General features: G+C 38.3%; 18 protein-coding genes and 1 tRNA gene. 11 read left to right on the forward strand and 8 right to left on the reverse strand.

Translation table 11 applies throughout. The features are described 5' to 3' along the window. The first annotated feature begins 183 nt into the window (after window positions 1–183). Genes ACXACJ_RS13480 through ACXACJ_RS13490 form a run of 3 tightly spaced genes read left to right on the forward strand, consistent with a single transcriptional unit; the run spans window position 184 to window position 2,628 of the window. Window positions 184–1,671, forward strand: coding sequence for a M28 family peptidase (locus ACXACJ_RS13480; RefSeq protein WP_475134957.1), 1,488 nt, complete (start codon window positions 184–186; stop codon window positions 1,669–1,671). A 51-nt stretch (window positions 1,672–1,722) separates the two neighbouring features. Further along, complete coding sequence (locus tag ACXACJ_RS13485; RefSeq protein ID WP_475134958.1) at window positions 1,723–1,893, forward strand: hypothetical protein; 171 nt, start codon at window positions 1,723–1,725, stop codon at window positions 1,891–1,893. Window positions 1,894–1,929: 36 nt separating this feature from the next. Next, window positions 1,930–2,628 carry a hypothetical protein gene (locus ACXACJ_RS13490; protein WP_475134959.1) on the forward strand — a complete coding sequence of 233 codons (699 nt, stop codon included), beginning with the start codon at window positions 1,930–1,932 and terminating at the stop codon, window positions 2,626–2,628. A 39-nt stretch (window positions 2,629–2,667) separates the two neighbouring features. On the opposite strand, the gene ACXACJ_RS13495 is transcribed toward ACXACJ_RS13490, so the two are convergent. Together ACXACJ_RS13495 and ACXACJ_RS13500 are read right to left on the reverse strand one after the other, a co-directional pair. Beyond that, a complete protein-coding gene (locus ACXACJ_RS13495; protein ID WP_475134960.1) occupies window positions 2,668–3,543 on the reverse strand; it encodes a DUF4097 family beta strand repeat-containing protein in 876 nt (291 codons plus the stop codon). Between the two features lie 59 nt (window positions 3,544–3,602). After that, a complete protein-coding gene (locus ACXACJ_RS13500) occupies window positions 3,603–4,913 on the reverse strand; it encodes a DEAD/DEAH box helicase (RefSeq protein ID WP_475134961.1) in 1,311 nt (436 codons plus the stop codon). A 70-nt stretch (window positions 4,914–4,983) separates the two neighbouring features. On the opposite strand from ACXACJ_RS13500, the gene ACXACJ_RS13505 reads away from it, so the two are divergent. The 6 genes from ACXACJ_RS13505 (at window position 4,984) to ACXACJ_RS13530 (ending at window position 10,858) form a co-directional block, all read left to right on the forward strand. Then, entirely contained in the window at window positions 4,984–6,321 is a 1,338-nt protein-coding gene (locus ACXACJ_RS13505; protein ID WP_475134962.1) for a dihydroorotase, read from the forward strand. A gap of 61 nt (window positions 6,322–6,382) precedes the next feature. Next, window positions 6,383–6,458, forward strand: a tRNA-His gene (locus tag ACXACJ_RS13510). A 260-nt stretch (window positions 6,459–6,718) separates the two neighbouring features. Next, complete coding sequence (locus tag ACXACJ_RS13515; protein WP_475134963.1) at window positions 6,719–9,235, forward strand: sacsin N-terminal ATP-binding-like domain-containing protein; 2,517 nt, start codon at window positions 6,719–6,721, stop codon at window positions 9,233–9,235. A 4-nt stretch (window positions 9,236–9,239) separates the two neighbouring features. Next, window positions 9,240–10,322: an AlbA family DNA-binding domain-containing protein gene (locus ACXACJ_RS13520; protein WP_475134964.1), complete on the forward strand. Its 1,083-nt coding sequence runs from the start codon at window positions 9,240–9,242 to the stop codon at window positions 10,320–10,322. A 9-nt stretch (window positions 10,323–10,331) separates the two neighbouring features. Beyond that, window positions 10,332–10,601 (forward strand): helix-turn-helix domain-containing protein, encoded by a 270-nt coding sequence (locus ACXACJ_RS13525; protein ID WP_475134965.1) that lies wholly within the window; start codon window positions 10,332–10,334, stop codon window positions 10,599–10,601. Continuing rightward, a complete protein-coding gene (locus ACXACJ_RS13530) occupies window positions 10,601–10,858 on the forward strand; it encodes a hypothetical protein (protein WP_475134966.1) in 258 nt (85 codons plus the stop codon). The genes ACXACJ_RS13525 and ACXACJ_RS13530 overlap by 1 nt, the downstream gene beginning before the upstream one ends. An 11-nt stretch (window positions 10,859–10,869) precedes the next feature. Here ACXACJ_RS13530 and ACXACJ_RS13535 read toward each other — a convergent pair whose 3' ends face one another. The 6 genes from ACXACJ_RS13535 to ACXACJ_RS13560 all read right to left on the reverse strand — a co-directional run bounded on the left by ACXACJ_RS13535 (window position 10,870) and on the right by ACXACJ_RS13560 (window position 17,339). After that, window positions 10,870–11,916, reverse strand: coding sequence for a nucleoid-associated protein (locus tag ACXACJ_RS13535; RefSeq protein WP_475134967.1), 1,047 nt, complete (start codon window positions 11,914–11,916; stop codon window positions 10,870–10,872). Next, window positions 11,913–14,582 carry a hypothetical protein gene (locus tag ACXACJ_RS13540; protein WP_475134968.1) on the reverse strand — a complete coding sequence of 890 codons (2,670 nt, stop codon included), beginning with the start codon at window positions 14,580–14,582 and terminating at the stop codon, window positions 11,913–11,915. The genes ACXACJ_RS13535 and ACXACJ_RS13540 overlap by 4 nt, the downstream gene beginning before the upstream one ends. A gap of 138 nt (window positions 14,583–14,720) precedes the next feature. Beyond that, entirely contained in the window at window positions 14,721–15,980 is a 1,260-nt protein-coding gene (locus ACXACJ_RS13545; protein ID WP_475134969.1) for a tyrosine-type recombinase/integrase, read from the reverse strand. Window positions 15,981–16,253: 273 nt separating this feature from the next. Then, window positions 16,254–16,457, reverse strand: a complete 204-nt coding sequence (locus ACXACJ_RS13550) for a helix-turn-helix transcriptional regulator (protein WP_475134970.1) — start codon at window positions 16,455–16,457, stop codon at window positions 16,254–16,256. Between the two features lie 11 nt (window positions 16,458–16,468). After that, a complete protein-coding gene (locus tag ACXACJ_RS13555) occupies window positions 16,469–16,930 on the reverse strand; it encodes a JAB domain-containing protein (RefSeq protein ID WP_475134971.1) in 462 nt (153 codons plus the stop codon). A gap of 91 nt (window positions 16,931–17,021) precedes the next feature. After that, window positions 17,022–17,339 carry a hypothetical protein gene (locus ACXACJ_RS13560; protein WP_422006812.1) on the reverse strand — a complete coding sequence of 106 codons (318 nt, stop codon included), beginning with the start codon at window positions 17,337–17,339 and terminating at the stop codon, window positions 17,022–17,024. Window positions 17,340–17,814: 475 nt separating this feature from the next. On the opposite strand from ACXACJ_RS13560, the gene ACXACJ_RS13565 reads away from it, so the two are divergent. Together ACXACJ_RS13565 and ACXACJ_RS13570 are read left to right on the forward strand one after the other, a co-directional pair. Further along, complete coding sequence (locus tag ACXACJ_RS13565; RefSeq protein WP_422006814.1) at window positions 17,815–18,045, forward strand: hypothetical protein; 231 nt, start codon at window positions 17,815–17,817, stop codon at window positions 18,043–18,045. 30 nt (window positions 18,046–18,075) lie between these two features. Then, window positions 18,076–18,279: a hypothetical protein gene (locus ACXACJ_RS13570; protein WP_475134972.1), complete on the forward strand. Its 204-nt coding sequence runs from the start codon at window positions 18,076–18,078 to the stop codon at window positions 18,277–18,279. The last annotated feature ends 192 nt before the right edge of the window (window positions 18,280–18,471 follow it).

Genomic DNA, 18,471 nt, shown 5'->3' on the forward strand with positions numbered 1-18,471 from the left:
TGTTCCAATAAGGTGCAAAATCTCTTCTTTCAAAAGATGGTGCAAATGTAAGAGACTAGCTTTGGAATTCCTTAGCAATCAGTTCAAAAAAGAGTACCGCCAGCGTAAGATCGATCTTGCGCTTTTAAATATTTTTCTAGCTTTGGCAGATTATATAAAACGCAACATTAAACTAAGTATTCAATGAGGAAATTATTGACGCTTTCTGCTGCTGTTTGCCTTTTATCTCAAGGGTTGATGGCTCAAGATAAAACGGCAGAAAAGTATGCCGAAACAATTACTCCTGCTGACATGAAGGCTAAGCTATCTGTTTTAGCCTCAGACGACTTCCAAGGAAGAGAAACAGGAACCGAAGGACAAAAGAAGGCTTCTAAATTCTTAGAAGATTTTTACCAAAAAATTGGTTTGCAAGGCCCAGTAGATGGTGCTTACCGTCAAAAATTCACAATGTATCAGTCAGATTGGTCAGACGTGTACATAAAAGTGAAAGGCAAAAAATTAATGAATGGAAAAGACATCATCTTCTTTGGACAAGCCAACATGGACAAAGAAATGAAGCTACCTACCGTTTATGTTGGAAATGGAGAAAATATTGATGGCATGGACCTTACTGGTAAGGGTGTAATTGCTGTTGGTAACTCAAGAGAAGCTCTTCAGAAATTGAATGCTTCTGGCGCTAAAGCTATTTTCATTGCTAGTAGTGATGATGAGCAGTTTAAGCAAACTTTGCCTCGCCAAGCGAGAAGAGCTCTTCTTGGAAGACTTCGTTTCGACAAAGAAGCTCAAGGCAACGAAAGCATCATTTTCTACATTACTAAAGACGATGCCGCTAAACTTTTGAGCACTACTACCGCTAAATTAGATGCTGCTGCTAGCTCTCCTTCTTCTATCAAAGAAAGAGACGTAAGATTCAAAGTTGAAGAGAAACTTAAAGAATTAGCCACTGAAAACATGGTTGCATTTCTTGAAGGAACTGACTTGAAAGACGAAATCCTAGTAGTTTCTTCTCACTACGATCACATCGGTATGAGCGAAGATGGCACTGTAATCAACAATGGTGCTGACGATGACGGTTCTGGAACTACTGGCGTTATGGAAATTGCTGAAGCTTTTGCTCAAGCGGCTCACGAAGGTCACAGACCAAGAAGAAGCATCCTTTTCTTGAACGTAACTGGTGAAGAAAAAGGACTTTTAGGTTCTCAGTATTACTCTGACCACCCTCTTTTCCCTCTAGACAAAACCGTGAACGATTTGAACATCGATATGATCGGTAGAATTGATCCTGAGCACGAAGAGTCTGGCAACAGAGATTACGTGTATGTAATTGGTTCTGAAAAACTTTCTAGCCACTTGAAAGTAATTTCTGAATACGCAAACATCACTTACACCAATATTGACTTGGATTACCGTTATGATGATCCTAACGATAGAAACAGATTCTACTATCGTTCTGACCATTACAACTTTGCTAAAAAAGGTATTCCAATTATTTTCTACTTCAACGGAACACACGCAGATTACCACAGACCAACAGATACTGTTGAGAAAATTGCGTTTGATGTAATGGCGAAAAGAGCTCAATTGGTATTCCATACTGCTTGGATTTTGGCTAATAGAGACAAAAGAACTCCTGTGGACAGAGAGGATGACATGGACTACGGTTCTAGATAATTCTTTCCACATTTCTGGAATAAAGAAGCTACCTTCGGGTAGCTTTTTTTTATGGAAACAACTTTACACATACTCAACGGAGACAGCACCAAATCCAAATTTTTGGAATCAGGTATTCAAGGCGAAACAGTAGTTTGGAGAGAAGTTTTAAGTGATGGCCCTGTTCAAGAAGACTTTGGTTCTTCTGATTTTTGGAAGTTGAGAAAAGACTTCATGACTTAATTTTTCAGCATACCAGAAGGCGACTACCAAAAAGATGTGCTTGATGAATTTGATAAAATCAAGCAATTCCAGAACTATAAGGAAGTAGTGTTTTGGTTTGAGTACGACTTGTTTTGCCAAGTGAACATGATAGGTCTTTTGAGCTGGTTTGGGCGTCAGGAGTTGAAAGAAACGAAAGTTTCGTTGATATGTGTTGGCCAAGAAGAAGGTTACGAAAAGCTTGTTGGGCTTGGTGAAATACCCACCTCTGAGTACGAAAGCCTTTTCAATCGCAGGCGAATCATGGGGCCTCGGGATTTCGCTTATGCTCAAGATGCATTTACCGCCTTTTGTTCAGAAGACCCAACAGATTTGGAAACCTTCACCTTACTGCCCTCGAACGAGTTTCCCTATGTGGCTGATGCCTTTCGGGCGCAACTCAAGAGATTTCCTTCAAAGCAAACAGGCTTAAATGAAATAGAAGAGAAAATGCTCGGCCTGATTAATGATGGCATTGAAAGTCAAAGAAAATTAGTAGGATCGATGTTACAATGGCAAACCGCACAAGGCTTTGGCGACCTTCAGTACTTCAATTACCTAAATCGACTTGAGCCTCTTTTTGAAGACTTTGAAAACCTTAAACTGAAAGAAAGATACAATACCGGAGCAATTGACCGAAGCTACTTTTTAGGAGGTGCATTAGTGAGCGCATGGGTTATCGATCAAGAAGATCAAAGCCTTCAACCTAGAGCTTAGAATTTAAAAAGGCTACCCAAAGGTAGCCTTTCAATATTATTAACGCTTGCTCAAGCGAACACGACCGTCATTGGTGCGGATTTCAACTTTAGCATTTCCACCGTTAAGCTTCAATTCCGATCGGTGATCTGTTTCGCGAAGGGTTTCGAATTCTGAAGAAGCTCTTACACTTCCGTCATCTTTCATTACAAAAAATTCACCTCCCCCATTGAGCACCATAAATTCCACTCTGGAATCCTCTGTGTTCAAATCGTAAGATCCATCATCGGCCAAGGAAGTTTCCAAATAAACATTTCCGTCTTCCACATCCATATCTATTCTTTTGTACGCGCCATTTCTAATATCAACATCTCCATCCTCGGTTTCCACATAGAGCTCACCCGAACCACCATCAATGCGTAAATCGCCATCTTCTAAGCGAAACGCCAAGTCTATACTTTGACACTCAATAATTTCGATATCGCCATCTTCAGATTCCATATCGATTTTCCCATTCACATTTCTGACTACATAGTCATCGTCTTCACCAACGATTCGAAGTGAAGCAGATTCAGGAAGTTGAATTTCTATTTTGTAGTCAGTTCGGCTGTAGCCCATTTTAAAAGCTACATTCCCCTCTTCTTTCTCCGTGATATAAAGATCGCCACCACGGTTTTCAACTTCTACATCAAATTTCTCTCTGCCAGAAACAATGCCTTTATGCTCGTGAATTCTATCGATTTTCACGTGGACATCAGAACGAGAACTGCCGATTATGCGCACATCCGCATCTTCCGAAAGAAGGTGTAAGGTTCCTTGTGCACTAATTTGATAAACTTCGTCTAAATGAAATTCGCCTGAATCTTGGGCTTTCGTTGGAGTAAAAGCCAACAGGCCTAAGGCAAAAATACCAGCCTTAAATAGTTGTGTTTTCATGTTGTTTGAGTTTTTGTTTTTGATAATTCAATTTAAAAATTCTCTCAACAGAACCCAAACTACCTCCGTTTGCCTCGCCCTTTTGGTTTAGCTGGCTTTTTGCTCGATTTATTAGGATAGCGTTTCTTTTTCTCGTGGAAAGCACCTTTGAAATTAGGATCGGCTTTCTTTCGAATATTATCGATTTCTCGAGCCATTTCTTGTGACTCAATAAATGGCGTTTTTTCGATGGTTACACTGCCAGGAATTCCATGTTGAGGGATTTCCATTTGAATCAACTTTTCAATCTTAGCAACCGCATACATTTCCAATTCATTGGCGAAGGTAATGCCAATACCCTCATTATTCGCCCTGCCCGTTCTTCCAATTCTGTGCACATAATCCTCATCAATCAGAGGCACATCAAAGTTAATTACGTGGCTCACCATGCTAATATCCATTCCGCGAGAAGTCACATCCGTGGAAACCAAAACCCGAATATCGCCTTCCTTAAATTCGGCCATGGCATTAATTCGTGTATTCTGCCCCTTATTGGCGTGAATAACTCTAACAGGGCCTAAATCCTTCCTATCGATAAATTTGGAGATATTGTCGGCATTGGTTCTGGTTTTTGTAAACACAATAACACGGCTAAACTCTTCTTTCTTCAGAAAATATTCGAGCAGATTGATCTTCGTTTTAAAATTCGGAACCTTATAAAGTTGCTGTTCAATAGTTTCAATCACTGTAGCTTGGGGAGCTACCTCTATCCTTTCCGGAAATTCTAAAAACTCTTCTGTAAGCCTTACTACTTTATCGGGCATAGTAGCCGAAAAAAGCATGTTCTGGCGTTTAGTGGGCACAATCTCAAGCACATTTCTAATCTGGGGCATAAAACCCATATCCATCATTTTATCGGCCTCATCGAGCACCATGGTTTTGATGAACTTGGTCAACAGCACTCCTTTTTGATAAATATCCAAAAAACGCTGTGGCGTGCTCACTATAACATCAACACCATTTTCAATGCTTTCTACTTGTTGCTTTGGACCAATTCCCCCATAAAGGCTCACAATACGCAAGTCGGTGTAAGTTGCCAATTGTTTTGCGTTCTCATGAATCTGCATCACCAATTCGCGAGTAGGCGCCAAAATTAAGGCCCTTGGATGATCCCCTTGAGCATATTTCAGCTTGGTTAAAATTGGCAGAACAAAAGCAGCTGTTTTTCCTGTTCCTGTTTGGGCAATCCCTAACAAATCGTGTCCAGCCATGGCTACAGGTATGGCTTTTTGCTGAATTGGAGTTGGGTTTTCGTAGCCCAAATCTTCAATAGCATTCAAGAATTGCCTGCTCAGTTTTAAATCTTCGAATAAAAGGTTTTCTTCGGCCATCGATTGCGGAGGAGTTTTTTGGTAATAACTTGCAATTACGTTAACCCATCGAACAATAAAAAACGCGCATATGGCTTCTATACTTATTCTCAACGGAACCTTGATCAATGAAAACCAGATTTTTGAAGCAGATATCTTCATTAAGGATGGCTTTATTGAAAAAATAGACAAAGATCTTCAACACCTTTCGGCCGATGAAACTATAGATGCCACTGGCCTCCACATTTTCCCTGGATTGATTGATGACCAAGTTCATTTCCGTGAACCGGGCTTAACTCACAAAGCCAACATTTACACAGAATCTCGTGCTGCGGTTGCAGGCGGAATTACTTCATTTATGGAAATGCCCAATACCGTCCCCAATACGCTCACTCAAGCTCTGCTGGAAGATAAATATCAAATTGCAGCAAAAAATAGCTTGGCGAACTATTCCTTTTTTATGGGGGCCTCAAACAGCAATTTGGACGAAGTATTAAAAACCGACCCCAAGAAAGTTTGTGGTATTAAAGTATTTATGGGTTCTTCAACAGGAAATATGCTGGTTGATAATCAGACCACTTTGGAAGGTATTTTTGAAAATGCACCAATGTTGATCGCCACGCATTGCGAATCGGAAGAAATTATTCAAGCCAATATTGCCAAAGCCAAAGCTCAATTCGGGGAAGACGTACCAATTGATCAACATCCAATTATCCGTAGCGAAGAAGCTTGCTATGCATCATCTTCCTTTGCCGTTGATTTGGCCAAAAAGAAAGGCGCTCGTCTACACATTCTTCATATTTCAACCGCCAAGGAATTATCTCTTTTCGACAATACGATTCCTTTAAAAGAAAAGAGAATTACTGCTGAAGCCTGCGTACACCACTTATGGTTTACGGATGAAGATTATGCAGAAAAAGGTACTTTGATCAAATGGAACCCGGCCGTTAAAAAAGCCAGTGATAGAGACGCTATTCTTCAAGCTGTAATTGACAACAGAATTGATGTGATTGCCACAGACCATGCTCCTCACACGCTCGAAGAAAAGCAGAATTCGTACTTTAAAGCACCATCTGGAGGGCCGTTGGTACAGCATTCTTTAGTCAGCCTACTCGATTTATACCATGCTGGCAAAATTGGACTTGAAAAAATTGTTGAGAAAACTGCCCATAGCGTAGCGGATATGTTCGAAATAGACAGAAGAGGATATTTGAAAGAAGGCTATTATGCGGATCTGGCACTCGTAAACTTAAGCTCTCCATGGACGGTAAGCCGCGAAAACATCCTTGCCAAATGCGGTTGGTCTCCATTCGAAGGACACAGATTCAAATCAAAAGTAGTAGAAACCATAGTTTCTGGCCGAAGGGTTTACGCTAATGGAGAACTAGTTAGTGAAGAATCGGGGCAGCGCTTAGAATTTAATCGATAAATTCTTTTCATAGTGTTTGCAAATTCAAAGCGAAAACGTACATTTGCAAGCCCAATTAAACGGTGGTTGTAGTTCAGTTGGTTAGAACGCCTGATTGTGGTTCAGGAGGTCGCCGGTTCGAGTCCGGTCTTCCACCCTTAATAGTCAGCCAGTTACGAAAGTGACTGGCTTTTTTATTTTAAGATTGCGTGCTTTTTGCGTGCTTTTCCGTTCATAGAATAAAAACAATAACTCACACAAAACCCTCACTGTCAACCAATTTACTTCAAATCACGCAATGGTATTCTTCACAGGCAGGAATACAGCCCAGGAAAAAATCGGTCCCTATATACACCATCAAAGCATTATTATATTATCTTCTTTATAAGAGATCACAATATCTACAATTTCAAACACAATGAATTACAAAGAAAAACTTCTGAGTTTACGTGGAGATGCTATGAACAAAATCATTGCTGGTTCAATTAAGACCGCAATGATGGAACTTAGAGCACAAGCCGCGGAATCTCCAACCGCCCCACGAAGGTGGATTTGGGAACTTATTCAGAACGCTAAGGATGTAGGGTACTCAAAAGGAATTGATATTAGAATTGAGTTTGACGAACTTTTCGATAACGTTCTCAAATTCAGTCATAACGGACAACCGTTTAGAGCGGACAATATCAGATTTATAATTGAAAAAATCTCTACAAAAGATCAACCAGAAGCACCTATCGATGGCCTCAGGCAATCAGGGAAATTTGGAACAGGTTTTATATCTACACATCTCCTATCAGAAATAGTGGATATCGAAGGAATAGCCAAAGAACCTGAGCTAGACTATAGAGCATTCAACTTAATTTTAGACCGAAGTGCTTATGACCTAGAAGACATCAAAGCATCGATTCAAAAGAGTATGGACTCTGTGCTAAATTTAAACTCATTTCCAATTCACGAGAATTACGATGAAAATAACTTTAATACTTCCTTTTCTTATAGACTAGAAGACGACCTAAGTATTCAAACTGCTAAATCAGGAATCAAAGATCTAAAAAAGTGCTTACCGTATACATTTATTTTCCTAGAGGAGATCAATTCCATCAAGCTTACACATCAAAACCTGCTATTTAAAAATTCTGACAAGCCAATCGATGTTGGGAGTGGATTTAAGCTCATAAGCTTTCATACCATGAACACAAAAAACAACGAGTGTATTGAAAAGAGGGACTTTTTGTTCTCAACCCAAAACGAAACCTGGATAGCCTCTCCGGTTATTCAAACGGAAGACGGCTTAAACTTCTTGGAGCTTGATAAATCAGTACCACGTCTATTTTGTGACTTCCCACTTGTCGGCTCTGAAGCGTTCCCATTCCCTGTAATAATCAATAGTCCTGATTTTAATCCTACAGAACCTCGCGATGGTGTTTTTCTAACTGAGTCTTCAAGAGAAAACCCCCAAGCAAATCAGAATAAAGAAATTGTAATTGAAGCCCTGGAGCTTTACAAAAAATTGCTCCAATTGGCTAGCGACAAACACTGGGGAGGCTTACATCATTTGGCAAATATTAAGTCCATTTCAAGTCCTCTAAATTGGGTAAGTAACAACTGGTTTGAGAAATCTGTACTTGGCCCAACAAGAAACATTCTCTTAACCTCGAAAATCATAAAATCAGCCACCGGGGAGTATAAAAACATTAGAAATGGGGACGATGTGCATATCTGGTTTCCCTCGGCTATTAAAAAGGAAATCAGAAGTAGTATTTGGAACCTTTGTGTAAGATGGATTCCTAAAATGCTACCAGAGGAGGAACAAATTGAAATTTGGAATAAAATAAGATGGTCTGATTGTCCTATGCTTACCACAACAGTCATTGCAACAACTATTCAAAAAAAGGCAACAATCCATGAACTTAGGAATGGTCTAAATGAGTCAGTTTACAAATGGTTAAATGAGTACTACCGGATAATATATAGTGAGAATTCTCACTTCAATGACATTCTGGCTCAATTCAAAATCTTTCCCAATCAGCTAGGAGAATTTAGAAAAGCCAATTCATTATTCATGGATGATGGAACAATTGGTGAAGAACTAAAGAAAATACTAGAACTTTTAGGGAAAGACATGCGCCAGAATCTACTGGCAGAAGAAATATCCTTCGACCTTGGAGAAGATAGAACAAAAGGAATTAGTGATGCGGCAGTAGAAATTAACAATCTAGTTTTCGACATAACTTCGGACAGGGATAGAACATTTAACTTTAAAGATGGGCTTTCTCTATTATTAAACTGGTTGCGAAAAAATGAAGAAGATGCGCAAAAGTATTTTCGTGAGCTCTACAAGAAAAGACATCTGCTTTATGATGAAGAGACCTTAATTAACAACTCTGATAAAGCAGAACAACTTGATGATCTTTTGAGAGACTATAATGTTCAGGATATATCTGAGCTTAAAAACATTTTAAAAGAAAAAGAAGTGACTGAATCTGGCCTCCTTCCAGTTACTGAAAAAATACTTACTCAGATGGGGATTACAAACCTTGAGGAATGGCAAGAAGCTTTAAAAGACAAAGACATAGAGGCCTATTTTAGTCATGACTTAGTTCCTACTCATGATATGTTTGTTATTGCTCAGGGTCATATTGAAAGAGCAAAAACATCCGTAAAAGAACATCTGATGAAAGACCCCCGATACAACCTTGAGAATATGGAAGAAATTGCTCCAACCGTATTATCAGATATTAAAAAAGATGGCCAGTATATATCTATTGTAGTTAGACCAGCCTACAAAGGAGAAGTAATCATTTACTATGGAGCTGAAAAAGACATTCTTGATCAAGAAGGTTCTGAACTCTGGATTGACGATGGTACTGAGCCCTCTATCATCACTTTTGGTCACTTTTTAAAAGCAACCAAGATTAGAAAATTCCCAGTATAACACCATGGATATAAGTAAAGAAGTAGAAGATCTAATCGGACTACCTGAAAGCGAGACTTTAGAGTACTCAACTATATTACCACCGTCACGGGTAATGGCACAAATCATGTCCTCTTTCGCAAATACTAAGGGGGGATTCCTAATCCTTGGTGTCCGAAAAGACAGTGGTGAAATTGAAAAGGAAGGGTTTAGTAGAGATTTTCACATATCTTCTATATATCAAAAGGCCCTTTCACTACTGGATCCTCAACCTCTTACAAACCACCAGTTGATTTCACTCCATGAGAAACCAATTTTTGCCATTAAAATACACAAAGCTTCAGAGAAGATTTACTTACAAAATCAACTCTATATCCGCCAAGGTAGCAAAATCATAAACCCAAAAACTGGAGAAAACTTTCTTCGAAGTGACGCCTATAGGGGGCTTGTCAAATTGTCAAACAAACTACATCAATACCAACAAAAATCGACTGCCGCGAAACTTAAATACTTAGAGCATTTCCAAAGCAGTTTAAAAATAATGGATGACGTAAAAGTTTCTTTATACCCCTGCTCTCCCAAAGAGCCCACAAATAATTCAGAAGGAAAAATACTTATGAGAATGATCTTCTCAACCTCTGCCGACAACTTTGAATTATACCTGTCTGACCTTCTTTATGAAATTCACTTAGCCAAGCCAGAATCATTAAAAACTAATGAAATGATCTCTATTAAAGAAGTCTTGGATTGTGAAGACATAGAAGAATTTATAAAGTATTGGTCAAGAAAAAAGTTATCTAAACTACAGAGAGGAAGTGTCAAAGGATTTACCAATAACAATGACCAGATAAGGTGTCTCGGAGTATTTGACAGCGCAAAGGAGGAAGAGATTGAGCGAATCTTACAAATTAGGCATTTATACTCGCACAAAAACGGAATAGTTGATGACAAATTTTTAAGCTTCTTCCCTTCAGGTTATAAACTGAACCAAGAGCACAGAATGTCCTTAGACGAGGTACTTAATAAGATGGATTTTATGATAGAATTGGTAAATTCACTAGACAAATCAGCCATTGAAAAATTCAATCTTTCCACACTTGATAATTAATAAAACCATATGCAAGTTATCTGTTTAAGTGAGGATGCCTTTTTTGAATTGGTTGATAAACTGGTTCAGCACGTTGATCAACGTCTCAACGAACGCCAACAAAAATGGATTGACGGTTCTGATGCAATGAAATTGCTCAATATAAAAGCCCTATCTACGCTTCAAGGTCTAAGAGATGAGGGCAAAATCCGGTTTACACAGCCCAGCCGAAAAATAATTCTATACGACCGAGACTCCATTAATGATTACTTGGAGAAACACGCTAAAGACACATTCTAATGGAAGAAAAAGGAAACGTTTCAGAAGATTATAAGAAATGGTTCAATCGTGGCTACCATCTCAGGTCAACAATGCCTGAGGTCTTTGAGAATATGACCGTTCCAAAGGGTGAGCCAAAAGAAATTACAGAAGCCTTTGAAGCTGGTCGCAAACAATTTGAAAAGGAATATGGACTTACCAAAGAAAGAGATGACTTTCGCAACCGAATGCATAAACAACTAAGAAACAAAGAACCAAAGAAAGGCAGAGGGCGATAGTCATTGGCTATTTACGTTTCCTCATCGTAGTAAATCTTGTAGTATTTCTTACCAGTATTTGGATCCGTTCCCTTTTCTATCAGGTCTCGATTTCCATGTATATAGACATGGAAATTCTTATCAAGCTTTAAGACACTTTTAAAAACTCGACCTTTCTTTTTAACTGCCACCGGTGAAATATCAAATGCATCCGGTATTCCCGTCTCTCCATCAGAGTTTAATCTATTTTCAAACTCTTGAAAGTGATTAATGATTTCTGGTTTTTCAAAAACGAAACTAACAAATTCTTTGCGATCAAACTTCTCATTTTCTTTAAAAAAGCTCATTGATTTATTCAATAAATCTACTTGATCGGCTTTTTCTAATGAAACTTCTTGAGGTAAATGATTAGTAACAAAATCCTTGGTAATAGATAAAAAACCTTCGGTTTGATGGTAGTTATCATTGGCAGGAGTAATGTTTAAAAAATCACGAGTCCAGTATTGCGCATCCTTGCTTTTGTTTAAGTTATCAACTACAGCAACTTTATAACCACGAGTAGCCTCAGTATTGAACACCAAACATCCCTTATCAAGTTTATTAATATTAATGCCACGATCACTCATAACATTGAAAGCTAAAGTTGTAGGTTCAACCTTCATGTAGGTTTCTCTGGACTCAGATTTGAAGTACCCAATTGCATCTACTAACTCATCTCCCAGTATGCAATCTGTAAAGTATGCTACATACAGTTCACCTCGACTAACCTTTGGGTGAATTGATGATTCATATAAGTGTTTTGCTACTTCCTTTGAGATTTGAAGGATATCGCCCGGGTTATTAAACACCCTTTTAGAAAAATCATAAAGTTCGTTGTATTTCAAATCTGTTTGATGCGAAAAATTAAAAAACTCCTCTCCTCTAAATGGAGATAAAAAATAAGTCATCAAAACACTCCTTATTTCTTGATTTTCAATTTCAACTTGTTGCTTTGATAAATCGACTTCCTCACCTCGCAACTTGTTACCAACCCTATGAGCACAAAGGCCAAATAAACGACTATTTGAAAAGTCTATCATATTAAATTGAATTTCTTAAGTTTTTCTAATTTCAGTCTTTCAACTTCATTAGACAATTCCCTTTCAAGTTTTGTGAGGTTACTAATTTTTTTGGTTTTGTGGTTTTTAATCAACCAACATTCTGATGCAAACTCCCCATCAAATGTTTTTTTATTAAAAATGGCATTTGAGAAATTATATTTAACCTTGTATTTCAAATCTTTAACATTGAGTGCGTCAAATTCATATAAAATTTGAACCTCATCTAAAAGAAGTATTCGCTTAATAGCATCTTCTGAGAGCTCTGCTAATCCCGCCAGACCTTTTCCGCTTAAATATGTGACTAATTCGTGTTCGGTTTTATCTCTTAACTCATCTGGAACATCAAGGTCTTCATCATACTTAAATTTGATCCTTTCAATATCCTGAGCCTTAAACATGGATGAACTAGAAATATCAGAAAAACTAAGCAAAAAATTAACGCGATCAATATTGCTTTGAAATTGTGCAAACCAAACCTTTACTCTATTAGGCTCTATAACATTACTATCTTCCAATTCTTGATTTATAGTTTTAACAATTCTGTTTGCTATCAACTTATCGTTTTTAGTAGATGTCTTAATATTGTTGATTAAAAGTAAATCATTATCATCAACGGTCATTGAAATTAAGACTTTTCCCCAGGTTGTATTCAGCGATAGCTGGTTTGAGAGATCTTTTACAGAGGTCGTAATATCCAAAATGTATTCATCCTTGTGTTCTGGATTTACTTTGAACTCAAGATCACCAGCAATTGAGACATCCATGCTTTGCAAAACTTCTCCCCTTACGAGACTAGGAAGTGCTTTTACAACTTCTTCAATTGAGGTTGACTTTGAAAGTTTCCTAAACTCAGGAACAGACTTCAACGGCCTTTCTTTCACATCTATCATTGCCTTAAAGTCCTCAATCTCTCTAGGACTAAATAACCTTGTACACATTATATCAATCAATCTCTTACGATCGGCATGTTTCACAAAAATCCCTTTTTTTTCTAGAAAGAGTTTAATGTCCTTTGCTGTCACGGCTTGAGTAGTTAATAGGGGTTTCAAAACATCACCATAAGGAAGTTGATTTAAAAAAACTTCGTTGATTCTTTGAGGCTCTGAGGAAATGGAGGAGTCCTGCTCATAAGTAGCATTTCTTAAGTTTTCAGGTAGCGGATATTTCGCTAAAACATCGGCACTCAAGCTCTCAAACTTCTCGACACTGAGCTTCTGACTGACCTCTTCATTTTCAAACTGCGAAATTATTTCTAAAGCTTCGTTCTTAAAATCTGAGTGGAAATCAGGAAAATATATTATGTACTCATTTCCAAAACTATTGGTAAGCCTAATAATCAGCCAAACTAGCTTTTTCAAGTGCTCAGGATCATAAGGGTCTTTGCAAAACAGGAGAATACTTATCTTATTCCTGTCCTCTTTCACTATAGGAATGATACTTGAATTAAGGAACTGCGGAGGCATTTTTAAGTCATGTTGACCAACATTTTTAAGACTCACATTAGCCTCAGTTTGCGGGTATAGAAACTTGAGCCTGAGACCTGAGCTATGATTATTTGCCGTTACTATACTGGACACCAAAAAGTTGATTTGATTGTTATCAACTATAGTGTAAACAAGTTCGTCATCCAAATATTTGTCCTTAACATAGTCGAGCATCCTTAAACTGGCTTGATGTTCATTTATGTCAGAACTATACCAAAAAAGAAGGGCGTAAATATCGGTTTTATTATAATCATACTTGGATTTGATATTTGGCAAAAAAGACGAACGAAACACTGAGTTAAATTTGAACAACTCATCCCTAAGCTCATCAGAATCAAGATCATAACTATGATCTAGACGGGCATGGACAATAGAATAATCTCGTGTCTCATCTTTAATCTTACTTAGCCAAGAACCTGCAAAATTGGTCAAGTATACTGTTTCTTCGCCTGTCTCCTCATCAACGACATTCGTCTTCAGGTTTTCACTTAACCCCGCCCAATTTATCATGCTTAAAATTTTCCCAGTGATGAGATGTTCAATCTTTGCTGAATCCTGAGTCTCTCTGGGCGGAGTCAAAGCCATTAATGGATTCAATTCGACTTGATTTTCTACCTGTTTGATCCAATCAAGCAACTTATTATTAAAATCATCACGTGTGAGTAGCTCTCCACTAATCGAGCTAAACTCTAAATGACTTACAAGATTTCCAATAAGAATTCTTCGGAGGGAAGCATTTACTTTTGGCCTACCCCTTTCTTCATAATAATGATCCAATTTATTAGAAGCCTCTTCAAGTAAAGATTCAATATTGAGTGCTTTTGGATTAGGTATAGTTACATTACCAATTTTCTCACTTTTCAAAACTTTTGCTTGGCAATGCCCTACCAGAATCAACTCAAATTCCGATGCGTCAGGGCTCCCACTTTCTAATTCTCCGCACCATTTTTCTACATTAGAATATTTGAAAGTATTGATCGTAGACTTAACCTGTGTAACCTTTGTTGTTGCATCAGAATATTCCCAAAGAATGTCAACTTTTTCAGATTCATTAACGGGCTCAAGAGTAATGGATGTCCATGAATTTTGATGATCCAGAGAATCTAATACGCTAATTAAAGTTTGGACAAGATAACCTCGGATCGAGTGATTGCCGCTCATATTGAAATTTTTAAAGAGAATTAGGACTATAAGTTAACCATAATATTCTAAAATTATCATATCCACATAACTTCCTGCAATCGAAACCAAGGGAGAGAACACGCTCAAATACATTTTGCAATTGTATGACGTAATGTTCTATTTATATAAGTCTCTTAGATATTCAGCCCAATCTTCCATCATTTTGGCTCTATCATTTAGAAACTGGGTTCTGTCATAAGCAGAACCCAAAGGCCCTTTTGCTCTATGTGCTAATTGGCGTTCAATCGGTGTTTCATCATAACCCAGCCGTTCATGAATAAGTGTTCTAGCCATAGCTCTAAAACCATGTGCGGTATGCCTTCCCTGAAACCCAAGCAACCTAACCGCTTTTGAAAATGTATCCCTGCTCATCGGCCTCTGAGGGTCACGATGGTTGACAAATAGAAACTCACAATCACCATTGAGTTCTCTCAGCTTTGTCGTAATCTCTACAACACGACTGGACAATGGCACTATATGATCATATCCCATTTTCATCCGACCTGCGGGAATGACCCAACGGTTTTGATCAAATTCAAACTCATCCCACCTAGCCTCAGCCATTTCAATTGGACGTACAAATGTCAGCATAAGCATTTCCATGCCAAGGCGCGTCTGAGTATGCAAACGTGCATCATTGCGGTGAAAGGCTAGCAGGAACTCACGAACTTCCTCTGGAGTCGTCAACGCGGGTTGATGCCTGACTTTATGCGTAACCAAAGCATCACTGATATCAAGCGTAAAGTCTCGCTCTACTTTTCCGTGCGCTAAGGCAAATCTTAGAATTTGAGAACAATACTGCCTAGCTCGTCTGGCAAGCTCATATGTTCCTCTGCCTTCAATTTTCTTGATCATTGAGAGAATGTTTTGAGGTATCAAATCTCTCATGGGAATATCCCCAATTGATGACAAAACATACTTCTCTAGTCTTTTTTCAATTTCATTATAGGTTTTTGGCTTGACCTCCTTCTTGCGCTTTTCAAGCCATTCACTGGCCAAAACGGAGAATGTCAACGCTCTATCTTCAAGCTCTTTCCGCTTTTGTTCTCTATCATGCTCGCGGGGGTCAATGCCTTGAGCCACCAGCTTGTGTAAAACTTGGTGAATTTCACGCGCCTCAGCAAGTGAGAATTCCGGATAAACACCTATACTGTAAAGCTTTTCCTTTCTCTCAACCCTGTATTTATATCTCCATAGCTTAGAACCGTTGGGTTTTACGAACATAAAAAGCCCCTTCCCATCAGCCTTTTTATAGGCCTTATTTTCGGGTTTAAATTTTTTGCATTGTAGATCAGTAAGTTGCATTGGGGGTACCATCCTTTCGTCTGTTTCATCGATACCCCCAGAAATACCCCCTAAAGCTTTGGAATTGAGCAAACGGCTCTGGACTTCTTTAGAACAAGAATTCTTGTGTAACCGTTGCTAACAGGGAATTTGGGGGATTTTATCGGACGTCTCTGGAAGAGTAAATGGCTCCCCGGGCCGGATGCGGATTGGTCACTTAAGCTATTGACCAAAAACACTTTTAAAGCCTTTTGAAAAATCCGATACCCCCAGAAATACCCCCAAATTTGTTCGCTGTACAAAAAAGGGATGTAACTGTTGGTACATCCCCTCAATTATATCAGGCTTATACAGACGAGTAAAACTTTAAATCTCCACCCCGTCTCTTTTCCTTTCAATCCAATTGCTAATATCCTCCTCTATCCAACCTACACTTCGCGGACCGATATTGATTGGACATGGAAAAAGCCCCTGATTTTTATAAGCATAAATACTGGATTTAGATAACCCCGTCTTTCTCATAACTTCTGGCAATTTCATGACACGCTGCCCCATAAACTCTCCTTTCATTTGATTCATATCTAGAAACTCAAACTCCCCTCATCACTCATTGAATAATACCCATCCGAAGTAATTATCAAATGATCATCAAGACGAATATTCAAAAGCTCCCCTCCCTCTTTAATCTGCCTAGTAAGGCTGAGGTCAGCTGTACTCGGCTTAAGATTGCCGCTCGGGTGATTGTGTGCCAGAATTATCCGGTGTGCACGTCTTTTAAGTGAAATTGAGAACACGACCCTGGGATCAACCACCGTACCAGTCATGCCTCCTTTTGAGATAGATGCAATAGACATTACCCTAAGACTATTATCCAACATAAGGAGCTTACACTCTTCCAGCAGTTCAATTTGTGAAAGATCCCAATTCTGTTTAAGAATCGAATAGACATCCGCTGAACTTGTTATCCTTACACGGTTACTGGCTTTTACCCGATTTTTATAAATAAGTTGAACCTCCTCAAATTTTGAGGTTAAATCTGACATATAGACTTTCTCCTTTTCTTTTGGTTAGCAACAAAAATTGGGGTTTGGTGAGCCTCCCATACAGCTCAGACCAAACCCCAATAACCAACTTCTAAGAAACCGCCTGAATGCTTCGGATAGCCATTGATATCAGGTCAATTGTAGTTGGCTTGCTGTCCACAAGAAGAAAATCCAAAACCTCTTCCGAATATTGATCAAGCGCCTTTAGCCAGTCTACACTTTGGTCTTCCGATAAATCTTCTAAACTATCAAACACGCGAGCAGCTGTTGCTGATATTGTCCAGATCGTATCATCGGCTTCATTATCACGGCTGATAATCCTGTCGATTTGCATAATATGATCGGGATTTTGATAAAGGTAAGCAGAAATGCGAGCGGCAATCTCGCCATAGTATAAACTATTGCGCATAGTAGTCTCCTGAAGGTTTAATTGTGGAAACAGGGGAACCCCTGTCGGACTTAAAAAGCAGAACAGGGGTCGTATCTAGTATAGACATGAAAGTCAATAAATAAGGAATAAATTCCTACATGGGTATGCACGCTTGTCAAAGTGTCACAAAAAAGAATTTCAATAATCTCCTCCTAATATCAATGCGCAAGAAAATAAACAGTCAAGCGACTATGAACCGAACGAGAACTCTTTTTCATAAAAACAAAGTAATCACACTAATACATTTTTTTATTATTATATAAAACAAGCCTCAGTATTATCACTAAAATAAAACATATTTTATCATCAATAATTTGCTTTTTACATAATCAGATTTTATAATTGAATATATAATAATCTGGATTATTCAATACAAATATCTGATTTCAGATATATGCTTTCGAAGCAAAATCTTAGCACTTATTTCTTTATTTAAACATTAAACACAAATTCCATGAAAAAACTATTTTCAACTCTTTTTGTAGTAGCCTTCTTTGGATCTACTTTCTTACTTGGCTCTCAGGCAAGTGCACAACAAGACTTATCTCAAGATGATGGTATAGTGTGCGGAACAGAAGTATGCGTTGTAGACGAAGCTAAAAACAGATTTTTGGCTAGAGGCTGCAAGTCTAAACCAGATTTTGACTGTGTAGTCGGTGGGCCTGGATTTCCAAGTGTAGGTTAGAAAACTCTATCAAAACCAAGAAATCCTATTATGAAAAAGATAGCACGCATTACAATAGCTCTTGTAGCTATAGTTGCCCTCGCCACATCTCCAAGCACAAATGCTCAAACAGATTTGTTAGAGGATTCCGATGTAATTATCGGATATGACATGAAGGAGATGTTTTTAAGAAAAGCCTGTAAACCAAAGCCAAACTTTGTTTGCATGGTTACAATTGAAACAGAACAAAATTAATAGACATGAAAAAATATCAGAAACTAATAATTGCCCCCGCATTAATACTATTCGCAACGGGGTCCTTATTTCTTACACATGAGTTTAAGGCTCAAACAGACGAAGGTATTACATGTGGTGATACCGTCTGTGTAGTCACTGATGCCAAAAACAGATTTCTAGCAAGAGGCTGTAAATCCAAACCAGACTTCT

It is taken from the genome of Roseivirga sp. AWQ4_251, assembly GCF_056158225.1.